The 16,955-nt window shown below is 71.5% G+C and carries 17 protein-coding genes and 2 tRNA genes; 17 read left to right on the top strand and 2 right to left on the bottom strand.

Annotated features, from left to right (window positions below; all coding sequences use genetic code 11):
• The 9 genes from DN069_RS33695 to DN069_RS42705 form a co-directional block, all read left to right on the top strand.
• Positions 1-2,368: Rne/Rng family ribonuclease (locus DN069_RS33695; RefSeq protein WP_133260132.1), on the top strand; the 2,368-nt coding region annotated here is incomplete at its 5' end.
• 259 nt (positions 2,369-2,627) lie between these two features.
• Positions 2,628-2,942 carry a 50S ribosomal protein L21 gene (gene rplU, locus DN069_RS33690; protein ID WP_042367991.1) on the top strand — a complete coding sequence of 105 codons (315 nt, stop codon included), beginning with the start codon at positions 2,628-2,630 and terminating at the stop codon, positions 2,940-2,942.
• A 12-nt stretch (positions 2,943-2,954) separates the two neighbouring features.
• A complete protein-coding gene (gene rpmA / locus DN069_RS33685; RefSeq protein ID WP_042367989.1) occupies positions 2,955-3,209 on the top strand; it encodes a 50S ribosomal protein L27 in 255 nt (84 codons plus the stop codon).
• Positions 3,210-3,332: 123 nt separating this feature from the next.
• Positions 3,333-4,811 carry a GTPase ObgE gene (gene obgE / locus DN069_RS33680; RefSeq protein ID WP_111507045.1) on the top strand — a complete coding sequence of 493 codons (1,479 nt, stop codon included), beginning with the start codon at positions 3,333-3,335 and terminating at the stop codon, positions 4,809-4,811.
• Positions 4,812-4,957: 146 nt separating this feature from the next.
• Positions 4,958-6,091, top strand: coding sequence for a glutamate 5-kinase (gene proB, locus DN069_RS33675; protein ID WP_111507046.1), 1,134 nt, complete (start codon positions 4,958-4,960; stop codon positions 6,089-6,091).
• Between the two features lie 91 nt (positions 6,092-6,182).
• A complete protein-coding gene (locus tag DN069_RS33670) occupies positions 6,183-6,668 on the top strand; it encodes a hypothetical protein (RefSeq protein ID WP_243640097.1) in 486 nt (161 codons plus the stop codon).
• Between the two features lie 62 nt (positions 6,669-6,730).
• A complete protein-coding gene (locus DN069_RS33665) occupies positions 6,731-8,050 on the top strand; it encodes a glutamate-5-semialdehyde dehydrogenase (protein ID WP_111507043.1) in 1,320 nt (439 codons plus the stop codon).
• An 80-nt stretch (positions 8,051-8,130) separates the two neighbouring features.
• Positions 8,131-8,598, top strand: coding sequence for an SCO2583/SCO2584 N-terminal domain-containing protein (locus DN069_RS33660; protein ID WP_111507042.1), 468 nt, complete (start codon positions 8,131-8,133; stop codon positions 8,596-8,598).
• Positions 8,599-8,751: 153 nt separating this feature from the next.
• The gene (locus tag DN069_RS42705) at positions 8,752-10,131 is read left to right on the top strand and encodes an SCO2583 family membrane protein (RefSeq protein ID WP_341538523.1); all 1,380 of its coding nucleotides are present in this window, start codon (positions 8,752-8,754) and stop codon (positions 10,129-10,131) included.
• A gap of 70 nt (positions 10,132-10,201) precedes the next feature.
• Here the strand turns inward: DN069_RS42705 and DN069_RS33650 are convergent, their stop codons facing one another.
• On the bottom strand, positions 10,202-11,305 hold the full coding sequence (locus DN069_RS33650; protein WP_111507041.1) for a M48 family metallopeptidase: 1,104 nt from the start codon (positions 11,303-11,305) through the stop codon (positions 10,202-10,204).
• 226 nt (positions 11,306-11,531) lie between these two features.
• On the opposite strand from DN069_RS33650, the gene DN069_RS40580 reads away from it, so the two are divergent.
• From DN069_RS40580 to DN069_RS33620, 8 genes are all read left to right on the top strand, one after another.
• Positions 11,532-11,675, top strand: a complete 144-nt coding sequence (locus DN069_RS40580; protein ID WP_165845755.1) for a hypothetical protein — start codon at positions 11,532-11,534, stop codon at positions 11,673-11,675.
• Positions 11,676-11,739: 64 nt separating this feature from the next.
• The gene (locus tag DN069_RS40575; protein WP_165845754.1) at positions 11,740-11,886 is read left to right on the top strand and encodes a hypothetical protein; all 147 of its coding nucleotides are present in this window, start codon (positions 11,740-11,742) and stop codon (positions 11,884-11,886) included.
• 80 nt (positions 11,887-11,966) lie between these two features.
• Positions 11,967-12,626, top strand: a complete 660-nt coding sequence (gene nadD, locus DN069_RS33645) for a nicotinate-nucleotide adenylyltransferase (protein WP_111507040.1) — start codon at positions 11,967-11,969, stop codon at positions 12,624-12,626.
• Positions 12,623-14,344 carry a LytR C-terminal domain-containing protein gene (locus DN069_RS33640; protein WP_111507039.1) on the top strand — a complete coding sequence of 574 codons (1,722 nt, stop codon included), beginning with the start codon at positions 12,623-12,625 and terminating at the stop codon, positions 14,342-14,344. Before nadD ends, DN069_RS33640 begins: the two co-directional genes overlap by 4 nt.
• A 117-nt stretch (positions 14,345-14,461) precedes the next feature.
• Positions 14,462-14,947 (top strand): ribosome silencing factor, encoded by a 486-nt coding sequence (rsfS, locus tag DN069_RS33635; protein WP_111507038.1) that lies wholly within the window; start codon positions 14,462-14,464, stop codon positions 14,945-14,947.
• Positions 14,944-15,591: a histidine phosphatase family protein gene (locus DN069_RS33630; RefSeq protein ID WP_111507037.1), complete on the top strand. Its 648-nt coding sequence runs from the start codon at positions 14,944-14,946 to the stop codon at positions 15,589-15,591. Before rsfS ends, DN069_RS33630 begins: the two co-directional genes overlap by 4 nt.
• 79 nt (positions 15,592-15,670) lie before the next feature.
• Positions 15,671-15,743 (top strand) — tRNA-Ala (locus DN069_RS33625).
• 28 nt (positions 15,744-15,771) lie between these two features.
• Positions 15,772-15,844, top strand: a tRNA-Ala gene (locus DN069_RS33620).
• A gap of 40 nt (positions 15,845-15,884) precedes the next feature.
• On the opposite strand, the gene DN069_RS33615 is transcribed toward DN069_RS33620, so the two are convergent.
• Entirely contained in the window at positions 15,885-16,745 is an 861-nt protein-coding gene (locus tag DN069_RS33615) for a helix-turn-helix transcriptional regulator (RefSeq protein WP_111507036.1), read from the bottom strand.
• Positions 16,746-16,955 lie beyond the last annotated feature (210 nt).

Raw genomic sequence — 16,955 nt, 5'->3', positions numbered from 1 at the left:
GGCCGCCGAGGGCGAGGAGCAGCACGCCGAGGAGGGCCGGCCGTCGCGCCGTCGCCGCCGCGGCGGTCGCCGTCGTCGTCGTGGCGAGGGCGACAGCGAGGAGCACGAGGCCGCCGACGAGGCCGCCGAGGGCGAGGAGCAGGAGGACGAGGACGGCGAGGGCGACGACCTCGGCGAGGCCCTCTCCGCGTCCAGCCGTCGCCGTCGTCGCCGCCGCCGTCGCAGCGGGGACACCGCCGCCGAGGCCGAGCAGCCGCCGGGCGAGGGCGACCCGGAGCGCACCGTGGTCAAGGTGCGCGAGCCGCGCCGTCGCTCCGCCGAGGCACCGTTCGACCCGGACGAGGTGCAGTCCATCAAGGGCTCCACCCGCCTGGAGGCCAAGAAGCAGCGCCGCCGCGAGGGGCGCGAGCAGGGCCGCCGCCGCGTGCCGATCATCACCGAGGCCGAGTTCCTGGCCCGCCGCGAGGCGGTCGAGCGCGTCATGGTGGTGCGTCAGTCCGGCGAGCGCACCCAGATCGGCGTGCTGGAGGACGGCGTCCTCGTCGAGCACTACGTGAACAAGGAGCAGGCCACCTCCTACGTCGGCAACGTGTACCTGGGCAAGGTGCAGAACGTGCTGCCGTCGATGGAGGCCGCCTTCGTCGACATCGGCAAGGGCCGCAACGCCGTGCTCTACGCCGGTGAGGTCAACTTCTCCCAACTGGGTCTGAAGAACGGCCCGCGCCGGATCGAGTCGGTGCTGAAGTCCGGCCAGTCCGTGCTGGTCCAGGTCTCCAAGGACCCGATCGGCCACAAGGGCGCCCGCCTGACCAGCCAGATCTCGCTGCCCGGCCGTTACCTGGTCTACGTGCCCGAGGGCTCGATGACCGGCATCAGCCGCAAGCTGCCCGACACCGAGCGCGCGCGTCTGAAGTCCATCCTCAAGAAGATCGTCCCGGACGACGCCGGCGTCATCGTGCGCACGGCCGCCGAGGGCGCGTCCGAGGAGGAGCTGACCCGGGACGTCCAGCGACTGCAGCAGCAGTGGGAGGACATCCAGAAGAAGGCCAGCACCGGCAACGCCCCGGCGCTGCTGTACGGCGAGCCGGACATGACCGTCCGCGTCGTGCGCGACATCTTCAACGAGGACTTCACCAAGGTCATCGTCTCCGGCGAGAACGCGTGGACCACCATCCACGACTACGTCTCGTCCGTCGCGCCGGACCTGACGCCGCGTCTGCAGAAGTGGACCTCCGAGGTCGACATCTTCGCGACCTACCGGATCGACGAGCAGCTGATGAAGGCGCTGGACCGCAAGGTCTGGCTGCCGAGCGGCGGTTCGCTGGTGATCGACAAGACCGAGGCCATGGTGGTCATCGACGTCAACACCGGCAAGTTCACCGGCCAGGGCGGCAACCTGGAGGAGACGGTCACCCGCAACAACATCGAGGCCGCGGAGGAGATCGTCCGCCAGCTTCGCCTGCGGGACCTGGGCGGCATTGTCGTCATCGACTTCATCGACATGGTGCTGGAGTCCAACCGCGACCTGGTGCTGCGCCGTCTGCTGGAGTGCCTGGGCCGGGACCGGACCAAGCACCAGGTGGCCGAGGTGACCTCGCTGGGCCTGGTGCAGATGACCCGCAAGCGGGTGGGCCAGGGCCTGCTGGAGTCCTTCTCCGAGACCTGCGTGCACTGCAACGGCCGCGGCGTCATCGTGCACATGGACCAGGCGGCGCCCGCGCCCAAGGGCTTCGCCGGCCCGAAGCCGGGTGTCGGCGGCGGTCAGCAGCAGGGCGAGGAGGGCGGCTCCAAGCGGCGTCGTCGCGGTCGCGGCGGCTCCGCCGAGGCGGCCGAGGTCCACGAGCACGAGCACGAGGACCACGAGCACGAGGAGATCGAGCTCGTCAGCGCCGAGCCGGCGGCGGTCGTCGCCGAGGAGGCCGCGGCGCCCACGCCGCTGACGGTCGAGGCCGTCATCGCCGCGCCGGTTGTCGACGCCGCCGCGCAGGCGGCGGCGGAGGAGCTGGCCGAGACGATGATCGAGGCCCCGGCGACGCGTGGCCGCACCCGCCGTCGCGCGGTCCGCAAGGCCACGACGACGGTCGGCGCCGAGCCCGCTGTGGTCGTGATCCCGAGCGAGGCCACCGAGGCCGCGCCGGAGCCGGTCGCCGAGGCCGACGTCGTCGTCGTGGAGCCGGCCGGTGCGGAGGCGCCGCCGGAGGCCGCGGAGGCCGAGGCTCCCGCCGCGCCCGCCCGCAAGCGGGCCGCGCGCAAGGTGGCGGCCAAGAAGGTCGCCGCCAAGAAGACCGCGGCGAAGAAGACGGCCGCCAAGCGGACGTCGAAGAAGGCCGCCGCCTCCGAGCCCGCTCCCGAGCCGGCGTCGGAGTAAGCAGCACCACCCCGGGGCCGGTGTGCGTCTTCGCACACCGGCCCCGAGCTGCGTCGATGGCCTGGACGGAGGCGGATGGCCCGGTTTGACCCGAGCCCCTGGGCTTCCGTAGTCTTGACCCTCGGCGTGCTTTGCATTCAGCGAGCCGCGCCTGCTTCTGAGCAACTCCCTCCAGGGCTCTCGTCCAGGAGAGGCCCCCGGGTATTCGGACCGGTGCGGCTGGCGTCAGAGGTTCCGACCGAATCGAGAAGGGTTCAACGTGTACGCGATCGTGCGTAGCGGCGGACGGCAGCACAAGGTTGCCGTCGGCGATGTTTTCGAGGCTGACAAGGTCGACGCCAAGGTTGGCGAGACCGTTGAGCTCTCGACGATCCTGGTCGTCGACGGTGACGCCATCACCAGCGACCCGTGGGTCCTGGCGGGTGTGAAGGTCCGCGCCGAGGTGGTCGACCACACCAAGGGCGAGAAGATCCGCATCCAGAAGTACAAGAACAAGACCGGTTACAAGAAGCGTATGGGCCACCGTCAGCGCCACACCGCGCTGCGCGTGACCAGCATCGACTCGGCGAAGTAAGGGGCGAGGGACATGGCTCACAAGAAGGGTGCGAGTTCCACTCGCAACGGTCGTGACTCGAACGCTCAGCGCCTCGGCGTGAAGCGCTTCGGCGGTCAGGTCGTCAACGCCGGCGAGATCATCGTCCGCCAGCGTGGCACCCACTTCCACCCGGGTGCGGGCGTCGGCCGTGGCGGCGACGACACGCTGTTCGCCCTGCAGGCCGGTGCGGTCGAGTTCGGCACGCGTCGTGGCCGCAAGGTCGTCAACATCGTCCCGGTCGCCTGAGCTCCTTAGGCCGACACGCAGGACACAGCAGCACCTCACTGAGGGTGGATCGGAACATTCCGGTCCACCCTTGGTGTTTGAGAACGTTTGTAGACTTTCCCGCCAACGAGAGGCGCCCGCATCATGACCACCTTCGTCGACCGCGTCGAACTGCACGTCGCCGCGGGCAACGGGGGCCACGGCTGCGCCTCCGTCCACCGCGAGAAGTTCAAGCCGCTCGGCGGCCCGGACGGCGGCAACGGCGGCCGTGGCGGCAGCGTCACGCTCGTGGTGGACCCCCAGGTCACCACCCTGCTCGAATACCACCACAGCCCGCACCGCAAGGCCGGCAACGGCAAGCCGGGCGCGGGCGGCAACCGCACCGGCGCCGAGGGCGAGGACCTGGTCCTGCCGGTGCCGGACGGCACCGTCGTCATGGACAAGAAGGGCAACGTGCTGGCCGACCTGGTCGGCAACGGCACCTCCTTCGTCGCCGCCGCGGGCGGCATCGGCGGCCTCGGCAACGCGGCGCTGGCCTCCACCCGCCGCAAGGCGCCGGGCTTCGCGCTGCTGGGCGAGCCGGGCGACGCCGGGGACATCGTGCTGGAGCTCAAGTCCGTCGCCGACGTGGCGCTGGTCGGCTACCCGAGCGCGGGCAAGTCCTCGCTGATCTCGGTGCTCTCCGCCGCCAAGCCGAAGATCGCCGACTACCCGTTCACCACCCTGATCCCCAACCTCGGTGTGGTGACCGCCGGTTCGACGGTCTTCACGATGGCCGACGTGCCGGGTCTGATCCCCGGCGCGAGCCAGGGCCGGGGCCTTGGCCTGGAGTTCCTGCGCCACGTCGAGCGCTGCTCGGTGCTGGTGCACGTGCTGGACACCGCCACCCTGGAGTCCGACCGCGACCCGCTCTCCGACCTCGACGTGATCGAGGAGGAGCTGAAGCAGTACGGCGGTCTGGAGGACCGTCCGCGCGTCGTCGTCCTCAACAAGATCGACGTCCCGGACGGCCAGGACCTGGCCGACCTGGTCCGCCCCTCCCTGGAGGAGCGCGGCTACCAGGTCTTCGAGGTCTCGGCCGTGGCCCACAAGGGCCTGCGCGAGCTGACCTTCGCCCTCGCGAAGATCGTCGCCGAGGCGCGCGCCGCCAAGCCGGTCGAGGAGGCCACCCGCATCGTCATCCGCCCGAAGGCCGTGGACGACGCCGGCTTCGAGGTGGCCTACGACCAGCAGGAGGACCTCTACCGCGTCATCGGCTCCAAGCCGGAGCGCTGGGTCAAGCAGACCGACTTCAACAACGACGAGGCCGTCGGCTACCTCGCCGACCGGCTCAACCGCCTCGGCGTCGAGGAGGCACTGGCCAAGGCCGGCGCCCGCGAGGGCGACACCGTCGTCATCGGCGCCACCGAGAACGCCGTCGTCTTCGACTGGGAGCCGTCCATGGCCGCCGGCGCGGAGATGCTGGGCCGCCGCGGCGAGGACCACCGCTTCGAGACCCCGCGTCCGGCCGTCGACCGGCGCAAGGAGCGCGAGGCCAAGCGCGCCGACGCCGCCGCCGAGGAGTTCGCCCAGTTCGACCCGCTGAGCCGGCACGCGATCGAGGCGGAGGACGAGGACTACTGAGTCACCGTCCCGCTGGCTGAAACCCGGATGAGTCACGCCGTCCGCTTCGCGTAGATTGCACGTCGTTACAGAAAGCGCAGTACAGCTTTGGGCCGCAACGGACGTACGGGAGCGACGGCGTGACAGGGACCACCCTGCGGGAAGACGTGCTGCGGGCGCGACGGATCGTGGTGAAGGTGGGCTCCTCGTCGCTCACCACCGCCGCGGGCGGTCTCGACGCCGACCGGGTGGACGCCCTGGTCGACGTCCTGGCCCGCGCGCACGAGCACGGCCACCGTGCACAGGGCTCCGAGGAGGAGCCGGTCGAGATCGTGCTGGTCTCCTCCGGCGCCATCGCCGCGGGCCTGGCCCCGCTGGGCCTGGAGAAGCGTCCCACCGACCTCGCCCGCCAGCAGGCCGCCGCGAGCGTCGGCCAGGGTCTGCTGGTGGCCCGCTACACCGCCTCCTTCGCCCGCTACGGCCTGCGCGTCGGCCAGGTGCTGCTCACCGCCGACGACGCCAGCCGCCGCGCGCACTACCGCAACGCCTACCGCACGCTGGAGCAGCTGCTGGTAATGGGCGCGGTCCCGATCGTCAACGAGAACGACACCGTCGCCACCGCGGAGATCCGCTTCGGCGACAACGACCGCCTCGCCGCGCTCGTCGCCCACCTGGTCCGCGCGGACCTGCTGGTGCTGCTGAGCGACGTCGACGGCCTCTACGACGGGGACCCCGGCAAGCCCGGCTCCCGCCGTATCGCCGAGGTGCACGGCCCGCAGGATCTCGACGGCGTCGAGATCGGCAGCGCGGGCAAGGCCGGGGTCGGCACCGGCGGCATGGTCACCAAGGTCGAGGCCGCGCGGATCGCCACCGGCGCGGGCATCCCCGTCGTGCTGACCGCGGCCCGCCACGCGGCGGACGCGCTCGCGGGCCGGGACACCGGAACCCTGTTCCACCGCACGGGCCGCCGGGCCGCGGACCGGCTGCTCTGGCTGGAGCACGCCAGTTCGCCCCGGGGCTCCGTCACCCTCGACGCGGGGGCGGTCGCAGCGGTCGTGGAACGGCGAACGTCCCTGCTCCCGGCCGGTGTGACGGGAGTTGAGGGTGATTTCACCGCGGGTGATCCGGTGGACCTTCTTGACGAAAACGGCCACATCGTCGCGCGAGGACTGGTCAACTTTGATGCAAGGGAGCTTCCCCGGCTGCTCGGCCGGTCGACGCGGGACCTGGCCCGGGAGCTGGGCGCCGCGTACGAGCGGGAGGTCGTGCACCGCGACGACCTCGTCGTGCTGACCGGCTGAGAGGCGGGTGGCGGCTGCCCTTGGACCGCGGGGACGAATCGCCGACAGGAGGCCGCCGGTGGGTTACAGGCGCAGTCCGGGTGCGGGACCCGTGGGCAAAGGCAGGGTGGTGCTGACCAGCATCCCGGGTGGCGGAGCGGAGGGGTCGGCGGCCACGCCCCCGGATGCGGACGCCTCCGGGGCGAGACCCGGAGGCCATGCCCGGCCGAGCTCCAGCGCGGCGGAGATCGGCCAGCGAGCCCGGATATGGCACGTCGTGCTGAACGTCGCGGGGCGGGTCACCGCGCTGCCGGCCCTGAAGCGGGGGCTCGAACAGCTCGCGCACGAACACCCGCCCTTCCTGACGGCCCGCTACGCCGCGGACCACGCGGAGATCCGCTACTGGGAACAGGCCGACACCCTCCAGGACGCCGCCGCCCTCGCCCTCCGCCTCTGGGGCGAACACCGCGTCTCCGCGGAGCTCCCACCCTGGGAGGTCGTCGGCCTCGAGGTCGTCGACCGCCCCACCTACCACCAACGCATCGCCGAGGGCTTCGCCGAACCACCCGCCTTCCTCGGCGGCGTGCACCCTTACTGAGAGGCGTCTCACTCGACGGAAAGCGGGGCCGGGGGTTTGGCGGGAAGCCTTACGCTGTGCGTATGAGCAGCCACTCCGTCGAGTTTCCGTCTCCCGACCTGCCGTCGCCGCTGCCGAAGTCGCCGGTGCTGCAGGCCGCCTACCGGGCCAAGGCGGCCGGCGCGATCCTCGCGCCGCTGCCGCGGACGCCGAAGGACGAGGCGCTGCTGGCGATCGCGGATGCCCTGCAGGTGCGCACGCGGGAGATCGTCGAGGCGAACGCCGAGGACGTGGCGCGGGCGCGGGAGAACGGCACGGACGAGGCCGTGATCGACCGGCTGACGCTGACGCGGGAGCGGATCAGCGCGATCGCGGACGACGTCCGCAAGGTCGCGGGGCTGCCCGACCCGGTCGGCGAGGTCGTGCGCGGGTACACGCTGCCCAACGGACTCGACGTGCGCCAGGTGCGGGTGCCGCTCGGCGTGGTCGGGATCATCTACGAGGCGCGGCCCAACGTCACGGTGGACGCCGCCGCGCTCTGCCTGAAGTCCGGCAACGCCGCGCTCCTGCGCGGATCGAGTTCCGCGATCGCGTCCAACCGCAAGCTGGTCGAGGTGATCCGGGACGCCGTCGGCGGAGCCGGCCTGCCCGCGGACGCGGTCCAGCTCGTGCCGGGGGAGAGCCGCGAGAGCGTGCAGGAGCTGATGCGGGCGCGCGGCATGGTCGACGTGCTGATCCCGCGCGGTGGCGCGGGGCTGATCCGGACGGTCGTGGAGCAGTCGACGGTGCCGGTGATCGAGACGGGGACGGGCAACTGCCACGTCTACGTCGACGCGGAGGCGGACCTCGCGACGGCCGTGGAGATCCTGATCAACTCCAAGACCCACCGCGTCAGCGTCTGCAACGCCGCGGAGACGCTGCTGGTGCACCAGGACATCGCTGACGCGTTCCTCCCGCTCGCGCTCGCCGCGCTCGCGGAGGCGGGGGTGACCGTGCACGCGGACTCGCGGGTGCGGGCCATCGCGGAGCGCGAGGGCAGCAAGGCGGTCGTGGTGCCGGCGACCACGGAGGACTGGGAGACGGAGTACCTGTCCTACGACATCGCCGCCGGCGTCGTGGACTCGCTCGACGCCGCGGTCGCGCACATCCGGCTGTGGACCTCGGGGCACACCGAGGCGATCGTGACGACATCTCAGGCCGCGGCCCGCCGCTTCACGCAGCTGGTGGACTCCACGACCGTCGCGGTCAACGCGTCGACGCGGTTCACCGACGGCGGGCAGTTCGGCTTCGGCGCGGAGATCGGCATCTCCACGCAGAAGCTGCACGCGCGCGGTCCGATGGGCCTGCCGGAGCTGACCTCGACGAAGTACATCGTCACCGGTGACGGTCACGTCCGGCGCTGATCCCGGGCGCTGATCCACCCTCTTGGGCCGAGTGGCCGCAAGGCGCAGACAAAGCGGGCGGGCTGCCCTAGGCTGATGCTGTGTCCGACGGTCCCGGCCACGGCTTCGACGCGGTCGAAGGCGCGGGTGACGACGACCACGGCCGACCGAACGGGGAGTTCGGGGCCGTGGCGTTCGACGAGGCCTTCGTCCGGGCAGCCCTGGTGCACGAGCCCTCGGCGCGTGAGCGCGCGCTCAGCGGGCCGGCCAGGACGCCGGTCGTCGACTATCCGGACGGTCCCGACGAGGACGCGGACGGTCTGCCGCTGGAGCTGCGGCCGCTGCCGTACGAGAGCGAGCACATCGGCCGCTGGCAGCGGGTGCTGGCACGGGTGATGCTCGTCGTCATAGGGGTGGTCGCGGTGCTGGCGGCCGCCGCCGCGGTCTACCGGGCCTCGGGTGGCTCGGGCGCTCCGACGAACCACCACAGCCCGGCGCCGACGGCCCCGTCAGCTCCCGGCGGGCAGAACAGCCCCACGAGTGACGCCACGGTACTCGCGCACAGTTGAGGCCCGGTCGAGCTGATGACCGCAGTGGTATGTCCTATTTGTCACTAGTTGGCCTACTTTTCGTCGGGTGACGAGCCGTCAATCGACCCCTGCGGGCAGAACTTGCGGGGTGGGGCCTGACCGCTTCGCCGCACGGCGTCTTACCCTGGACGCATGGGTGGCCGGACAGAGCCCCCCGAGGGCGGGCCGGAGGGCGGCTCCGGGGGCGAGGACGAGTTCCGATCCGTCGTTTTCGACGAGTCGTTCATTCGCGCTGCCCGGATCCAGGAGCTGTCCGCCAGCGAGCGCCTCTCCGGCGGGCACCGCTCGGTGCGGCGGCGTGCCGGACGCGGCGGTCTGCCGCGGCAGGCGCTCGCGCTGATGCTGCTGATCGGCTTCGCCTTCGCGACCGCCGTCTACATGGGTGTGCGTCATCCCTACGCCCCGCCGATCACGGGCGCCGCGGCCAACCTCACCACCCAGGTCATCCCGCTGCAGCCGGGCCCGGCCGGGATCCCCACCGACCACAACCCGGTGAACCTCCCGGCGAGCCTGATCGCCTCCGCTTCGGCCTCCGCCGCCTCCGCCGCGGCGTCGGCCTCCGCCGGGAGCACGCCCTCGGGCGCCCCGTCCTCCGGCGCGTCCGGCGCGGCCGGCGCGGGCTCTCCCGCGGCCTCCGCGTCCGGCGCCTCCGGCTCGGCCTCCGCCACGGCCCCCGCGATGGTCGGCCACGACCCGGTCTTCGCCGGGCTGCCCGGCTCGGAGTACCTGCCGATCGGGGCGACCGGCTTCAACCTGCCGAACGCCCGGCACACCGACCACTTCACCCACGACCAGGTCTACGCGGCGCTGCAGGTGGTGCTGAACTACCTCAAGGCCTCCTCGATCGACCCGGGCGTCCTCTCGGGGCGGGACACCGACAGCGTCCGGCAGATCCTCTCCCCGGGCCAGACGGAGCAGTACAACGAGAGCGTCGACCACCCGGCGAACGACCAGCGCCACCTGGCCACCGGCTGGATGGTCCGCTTCGACCCGACCAAGGTGCGGCTCGCCACGGACCAGGTGCTGGTCGCGCCGGGCCGGATCGCCTACCGCGAGCTGGACCCCGGGACGCTCGAGGTGACCAGCGACTACACCTTCGTCTACGCCCTCACCCCGGCGGCGTCCGCCCAGCCGACGCCCGCGGCCACCCCGTCCGCCTCGGCCTCCGGGAGCCCCGCGGCGACGGCGGCCGCCCCGCAGCCGATCGTCTACTACGCCGTGCGCCGTGCGCTGACCTACTGGCTCACCCCGGACGACATCGCGGGCAACAGCATCCAGGTCGTCGACTCGGTCACCCAGGCCGGCGCCACCAGCTGCGACGCGGACAACAGCGCCTACCTGCAGCCGCTCTTCCCGGCCCAGGGTCACAGCGGCGCGCCGGCCAAGGGGGCCAAGGCCACGCCCACCCCGCGCCCCAGCGGCAACCCCAGCAGCACGCCGGGCGCGGTGGACCCGTTCGACCACACCCGCAACGCCTGGACGGTCTGCGGCCAGCTCTCCTGGGTGCTCTGAGCGGAACCGGCGAGCAAGCCGAAGGGGCCCCGCGGACCGTCCTCGGTCCGCGGGGCCCCTTCGTCAGCCGCTACTCGTGGCCCGAGCCGTTCCCGTCCCCGTTCGCGCTGTCCCCGTTCGCCCCGTCGCCGTTCGCGCCGCCGCCGGTGGTGCGGCCCGCGAAGACGTCCCGCAGCTTGCCGCTCAGGTCCGCCGTGCCGCCCGCGATGTCGCGGATCAGGCCCATCAGCGGGTCCTTGGTCTCCTTGAAGCTCTGCGCGTAGGAGTCCGCCGCCGCCTTGGCCTGCTCGCGGACGGAGGCGTTGGCGTCGTCCTCGCGGCGCGGGTAGGCGCCGGCCATGATCGAGCGGTACTCGTCGCCCTCGGCCCACTGCTTGATCTTCGCGACCCGGACCGCCGCGAACGGGTGCGACTGCGGCAGGATCTGCAGCAGCTTGATCACACCGTCGCGCAGGTCGCCCGCCTTGTCGTACTCCTCGGCCTGCTCCAGGAAGGCGTCGGTGTTCATCTCGTGCAGGTGGTGGCCGCCGGCCAGCTTCATCAGGCCGCGCATCGAGGCCTGCACGTCCTGGCCGACCAGCAGACCGGCCCGGTCGCAGGAGAGCTCCGCCTTGCGGAACCACTCGTTGAGCGCGGTGATCAGGCCCATGATGGCCAGCCCGCCGAGCGGGATGAAGGCGATCCGCTGCGCCAGGTTGGTCAGGATGATCAGCATGGTGCGGTAGACCGCGTGCCCCGACATCGCGTGCGCGACCTCGTGGCCGATGACGGCCCGCATCTCCTCCTCGTCGAGCAGCTCGACCAGGGAGGTGGTCACCACGATCACCGGGGAGTCCATGCCGATGCACATGGCGTTCGGCTTCGGGTCCTGGGTGACGTAGAGCGGCGGGACCTTCTCCAGGTCCAGGATGTAGGCCGCGTCGCGGACCATCTCGTGCAGCTCCGGGAACTGACGCTCCGAGGCGCGCACGGCGCTGGCCAGGAACATCAGCCGCACGGCGCGCTCGGAGACGAAGCCGCCGAGCTTCTTCAGGATGTCGTCGAAGCCACTGAGCTTGCGCAGCGCCACGAGGGCCGAGCGGTCGGCCGGGTGCTCCCAGGCCCGCGTGGAGATGCCGGGGAACCGCTTGCGCGCCCGGCTGGGAACATTGCTGCTGTCGTTGGGCTGGGTCATCTGCTGCATCCTCCCGAACGACGGCGGACCCGGCGCGTCACCGGCCCCCGCCGTCCTGTGGACTGGAATCCCTACGGAATCGCTGTCGTCGTCCTGCTGCGTGCCTGCCTGCGTCACGCTACTGCTCGTCCCCTGACGGGGGAGACGATCCGGGGCGGTGTCGGGTTCCCGGGCGAGCAGGACTAGGCTCGGAAGGCGCCACCCCTCCCGACGAAGGACACCCCCCATGCACACCAACGACACGCTGATCCAGCTCGCGGCCATCTCCAACGGCAGCGGTCCGGGCATGTTCCTCCGCGTGATCGTCATCGCTGCGATCGTCGGAGTGGTGCTCATGGCGTGGTTGCTGCTGCGCGGCTACCGCGACTGAGCTGAGTGCGTAGCATGAGCACCACCTGTCCCACCTGCCGTCGAGTCAGAAAGTCTCACCTCAGATGACCCCTCACGCCGCCGTGGTCGCCCAGCTCGCCGAGGGCAATGGCCAGCACAACAGTCTCCAGCCGTGGCTCACCGGTGGTGGCGCCCTGCTGATCCTGCTGCTGCTCCTGGTCGTCACCGTCAGCTTCAACAAGGACCGCTGAGTCACAGCTCCGGTCAGCCGCTGGGGCCACGGGCGGGACGGCCGTGGCCCACCCAGCCGGATCGCGTAGGGTGACCGCCTATGAGAGAGCATGCCGAGGCGCCGGCGGGTGTCGAGCCGCAGAAGAAGCGGCTCGGGGTCATGGGCGGCACCTTCGACCCGATCCACCACGGTCACCTGGTCGCGGCCAGTGAGGTGGTCAGTCTCTTCCACCTCGACGAAGTGGTCTTCGTGCCCACCGGCGAGCCCTGGCAGAAGTCGGGCCGGGTCGTCTCTCCCGCCGAGGACCGCTACCTGATGACGGTCATCGCCACGGCGGAGAACCCGCAGTTCTCGGTCAGCCGGATCGACATCGACCGCCAGGGTCCGACCTTCACGATCGACACGCTGCGTGATCTCCAGGCGCTCCACCCGGACGCCGACCTGTTCTTCATCACCGGGGCCGACGCCCTGGAGCAGATCTTCTCCTGGCGCAAGGCCGAGCAACTCTTCGACCTCGCCCACTTCATCGGCGTGACCCGTCCGGGGCACACTCTGACGGACCCGGGTCTGCCCGACGGCGGCGCCACGCTGGTGGAGGTGCCGGCCCTCGCCATCTCCTCCACCGACTGCCGTGAGCGGGTCGCCCGCGGTGAACCGGTCTGGTACCTGGTCCCCGACGGCGTGGTGCGCTACATCGACAAGCGTCACCTCTACGCGCCCACCGGGACCGACGACGGCACAGGGATAGGGACGGCGTGAGCGGAACCGAGGACCGCAGGGGACCCGGCGGATACGAGCAGGCCTACCAGGACCCCTACACGGGCGAGTGGGTCTTCCCTTCCCGGCAGCCGGGGCAGCCCGCCCAGCAGCAGCCGCAGGAGCCGTCCTACGACCAGTCCTACGGGCAGTCGTACGGTCAGGGCGGCTACCAGCAGCCGTACGAGACGCAGCAGCAGGGCTACGACCCCTACGCCGGCTCCTACGACGCCTACTCCGGTTACCAGCAGCAGCCCCAGGACCCGTACTACGGGCAGCAGGGCTACCAGCAGCAGGGCGGCTACGCCCAGCAGCCGACGTCGTATCAGCAGGCGCCCGCGGAACCGCGACAGCAGCCGCAGCAGTCCTTCTCGACCGCCTACCAGCAGCCTGGACCGGCCGAGGCGGAGGCCCCCGCCGGGCCGCGCGTCCCCCGGCAGGAGGGCGCCGGGGCCCGGCCGGGGGCGGGAGCCGGGGCCGGCGGCCCCAAGGGCCGTTACGCCGAGGACGAGTTCGAGTTCGTCGACGACGCCGAGGAGTCCACCGACGTCATCGACTGGGTCAAGTTCTCCGAGACCCGGGGCGAGCGCCGCGACGAGCGGCGCCGCAAGCTGCGCAGCCGCGGCATCGCCCTCGTCGTCGCGCTGGTGCTGGTGGCCGTCGGCGCCGCCGGTTACCTCTTCGCCACCGGCAAGATCGGCGGCAGTGGGTCGGCCGCCGTCCCCGCCGCGGACAAGCGCGAGGTCGTCGCGGTCCACCTGCACGACCTGAACAAGAACGTCTACAGCGCGCTGCTGATCTCCGAGCCCGCGCCCGCCAAGGGCGTCACCCTGCTGCTGCCCGGCACGCTCGGCGTCCCGGACTCCAACAACAACCTGCTGGCGCTGAACGGGGCCGTCGACAGCATGGGCACCGACGGCATCCGGACCGGCATCAACAACCTGCTCGGCACCGACATCTCCGCCACCTGGAACATCCAGACCCCCTTCCTGCAGAACCTGGTCGACCTGCTCGGCGGCGTGAAGATCAACTCCGACGTGGCGATCAGCCTCAACGGCAAGCAGGTGATCACCCCCGGCCAGAACGCCGCCGTGAACGGCGCGGCGGCGATGGCCTTCGCGACCTACAAGGCCAAGGGCGAGAGCGACCAGACCCAGCTCGACCGCTTCGGCCAGATGCTGCAGGCCCTGATCACCGCCATGCCGACCGACCCGACCGCCGCCGCCTCGCAGATCACGCACATGGGCGCGGTCGAGGACCCCTCGCTCAGCGACGACGCCCTCGGCGCGCTGCTCGCCAAGCTCTCCACCGACGCCCGCGGCGGGGCCTACTCCACCGAGACGCTCCCGGTGCTCGGCAACGGCACCCTCGGCTCCGGCGCCAACGCGCTCGTCAGCGGGCTGCTGGCCGGCAAGGTCAACAACCGGAGCGGTCAGACCGCGGCCCGGATCCAGCTCGTCGACGCCAACGGCAGGACCAAGTCGGTCACCTACGCGCAGGCGGCGATGACCAACTCCGGCTACATCGTGCTCCCCGGCACCACCAAGGTGGCCACCCGGAGCACCACGGTGATCGAGTACAGCGACGACACCCGACTCAAGGACGCCCAGGCGCTGGCCCAGACCCTCGGCCTGCCGTCCTCGGTCGTGAAAAAGGTCACGTCCCAGCTCTCGGTCGACCTGCTGGTCACGCTCGGTCGCGACTACAAGGGCGGTTCCTGAGACGCGTCCTGGGACGCGTGGAGGAGGGCGAGGAGCGGCCCGGGGAGAAAGGATTTCGCGGCCTGTCGGCGGTTCGTGAGACCCTGGGTGCATCTGCCCCCTGACGGAAAGCATGCTGTGACCGCAACCGACCGGGCCCTCGAACTCGTCACCACGGCCGCCCAGGCTGCCGCGGACAAGTTGGCCCACAACATCATCGCGTTCGACGTCAGTGAGGTCCTCGCTATCACCGACGCGTTCGTGCTCGCCTCCGCTCCGAACGACCGCCAGGTCAAGGCCATCGCGGACGAGGTCGAGGAGCGCCTCGCCAAGGAGTGCGACGCCAAGCCCGTCCGCCGTGAGGGCGAGCGCGAGGGGCGCTGGATCCTCCTCGACTACCTGGACGTCGTCATCCACGTCCAGCACGCGGAGGAGCGCGCCTACTACAGCCTGGAGCGGCTGTGGAAGGACTGCCCCGAGATCGAGCTGCCGGAGGACGCCAAGGCGAGCCGCAAGCGTGCCGAGGAGGCCGCCGCGGCCGACGGTGAGCCCGTCGCGCAGCCGGCCGAGTTCGCGCACGTCGAGGCGGTCCTGGCCGCCGAGGCCGCGAAGGCCCGACGCTGAGCGGCCGTGCCGGCGGGCGCCGTGTCGTCTTCTGGCGGCACGGCCAGACGTCGTGGAACCTCGAGGGCCGCTTCCAGGGCAGCACGGACATCCCGCTGACCGAGACGGGCCTCGCCCAGGCCCGCCGTGCGGCGCGACTGCTGGCCGCGCTGCGCCCCGACGCCATCGTCTCCTCGGACCTGCAGCGGGCCACGGCCACGGCGCAGCAGCTCGCCGAGATCACCGGCCTGCCGGTCAAGCACGACCCGGGCCTGCGGGAGACCTACGCCGGCACCTGGCAGGGCCTGACCAACACCGAGATCCAGGCGCAGTACGCCGAGCAGTACCGGCTGTGGAAGATGGGCGAGCCGGTCCGCCGCGGCGGCGGCGAGCTGCACACCGAGGTGGCCGACCGGGCCGTCCCGGTGGTGCTCGACGCCGTGGAGCGCCTGCCCGACGAGGGCACCCTCGTGGTGGTCAGCCACGGCGGCACCATCCGCATGGCGATCGGCCGCATGCTGGACCTGCCCGCGCACAGCTGGGAGGCGCTCGGCGGCCTGTCCAACTGCTGCTGGTCGGTGCTGGGCCGGGGCTACCGCGGCTGGCGCCTGGAGGAGCACAACGCGGGCACGCTGCCGGAGCCGGTCATCGGCGACGACACCTGATTTCGCAGTTCGGCCACCGAACCGCTAGAGTCTTCTTCGTTCGCAGGACACGGAAACCGGCCTGGGAACGAAGAATCAAGGGGCTGTAGCTCAGTTGGTAGAGCGCTTGCATGGCATGCAAGAGGTCCGGGGTTCAATTCCCCGTAGCTCCACGCGGAACATCTCAAGACCGCCTTGTGCGGGGCTGTAGCTCAGTTGGTAGAGCGCTTGCATGGCATGCAAGAGGTCCGGGGTTCAATTCCCCGTAGCTCCACAGAATCGGAACCCCCCGGCCGTGCCGGGGGGTTTCTGCGTCAGTGCGTGTGGTCGACGACCGGCAGACCCGGGTTGGCCTGGAGGAACGCGATGCGGTCGCGGGTCTCGTCGTCGTTCGGGGTGTAGACCACCAGGCGTGCCGTGGGCATGCCCAGCACCTGCATGTTGGTGGCCGTCATCCGCAGCTCGCCCACCGAGCCGTGCCGGAACACCTTGAGCCGCGAGGAGTGCAGCGCCACGTCCTGCTGCGCCCACAGCCGCGCGAAGTCCCCGCTGGCCGCGATGAGGTCGGCGATGAAGGCCTCCCACTCCGGCTCGCCGAGGTGCTCGGCGTAGTTGGAGCGGAGCACCGCGACCATGCGCGGCAGCTCCTCGTCCCGGTTGACGAAGGCGCTGCAGCACCCCGGCACGACGGCGGCGGCCCACAGCGAATTGTTCCGGTAGGAGTCGGTCAGCGTCGCACCGGGGAAGATCGTCTCGTAGGCGGCGTTCCAGCGCAGGATGTCGTAGCGGGCGCTGCTGATCGCCGCGGGCAGCGGATCCAGGGCGTCCAGGATGGCCTGCACCTGGGGCTGCGTGGCGCACTCGAGCGAATCGGGGACGGCCGGGCGCAGCCCCGCCAGCCGCAGCAGGTGGGCCTGCTCCGCGACGTCGAGCTGCAGCGTCCTGGCTATGGCCTGCAGCACCTGTTCGCTGGCGTTGATCGGCCGCCCCTGCTCCAGCCACGTGTACCAGGTGACGCCGACGCCGGCGAGCGTTGCCACCTCCTCGCGCCGCAGACCCGGCGTCCGGCGCCGCAGGCCGGGGGCCAGGCCCACCTGCTCGGGCGTCACCCGGGCCCGGCGGGTCTTGAGGAACTCGCCGAGCTGGGAGCGGCGATCGATCGTGACGGTCGTCATGCCCCCATCCTGCCCGAGAGGTCTGACAGTTCGGGGTGTACGGACGCCAGCCGGGTACTGCCGGTACCAGCATCGACGGGCTCTCTCCACGGCACTGCCGGGACCGCCAGGGTGGACCCATGACGACCTCTCAGCACGAGCGCGTCGCGGTCCGGACCGGACGGACCGTCGCCGAGCGCGCACCCCGCACCCGCCCCGCCGCCCCCACCC

This window comes from Streptacidiphilus pinicola (genome assembly GCF_003258295.1).
GTDB classification, from domain to species: Bacteria; Actinomycetota; Actinomycetes; order Streptomycetales; family Streptomycetaceae; genus Streptacidiphilus; species Streptacidiphilus pinicola.
Note: the sequence above shows the minus strand (reverse complement) of the source record. Positions and strands in the feature narration are given on the sequence as shown.

Coding starts and splice junctions, on each gene's coding strand:
- rpmA (WP_042367989.1), top strand. CDS start 2,955: ATGGCTCACAAGAAGGGTGCGAGTTCCACTCGCAACGGTCGTGACTCG.
- obgE (WP_111507045.1), top strand. CDS start 3,333: ATGACCACCTTCGTCGACCGCGTCGAACTGCACGTCGCCGCGGGCAAC.
- DN069_RS33665 (WP_111507043.1), top strand. CDS start 6,731: ATGAGCAGCCACTCCGTCGAGTTTCCGTCTCCCGACCTGCCGTCGCCG.
- DN069_RS42705 (WP_341538523.1), top strand. CDS start 8,752: ATGGGTGGCCGGACAGAGCCCCCCGAGGGCGGGCCGGAGGGCGGCTCC.
- DN069_RS33650 (WP_111507041.1), bottom strand. CDS start 11,305: ATGACCCAGCCCAACGACAGCAGCAATGTTCCCAGCCGGGCGCGCAAG.
- DN069_RS40580 (WP_165845755.1), top strand. CDS start 11,532: ATGCACACCAACGACACGCTGATCCAGCTCGCGGCCATCTCCAACGGC.
- DN069_RS40575 (WP_165845754.1), top strand. CDS start 11,740: ATGACCCCTCACGCCGCCGTGGTCGCCCAGCTCGCCGAGGGCAATGGC.
- nadD (WP_111507040.1), top strand. CDS start 11,967: ATGAGAGAGCATGCCGAGGCGCCGGCGGGTGTCGAGCCGCAGAAGAAG.
- DN069_RS33615 (WP_111507036.1), bottom strand. CDS start 16,745: ATGACGACCGTCACGATCGATCGCCGCTCCCAGCTCGGCGAGTTCCTC.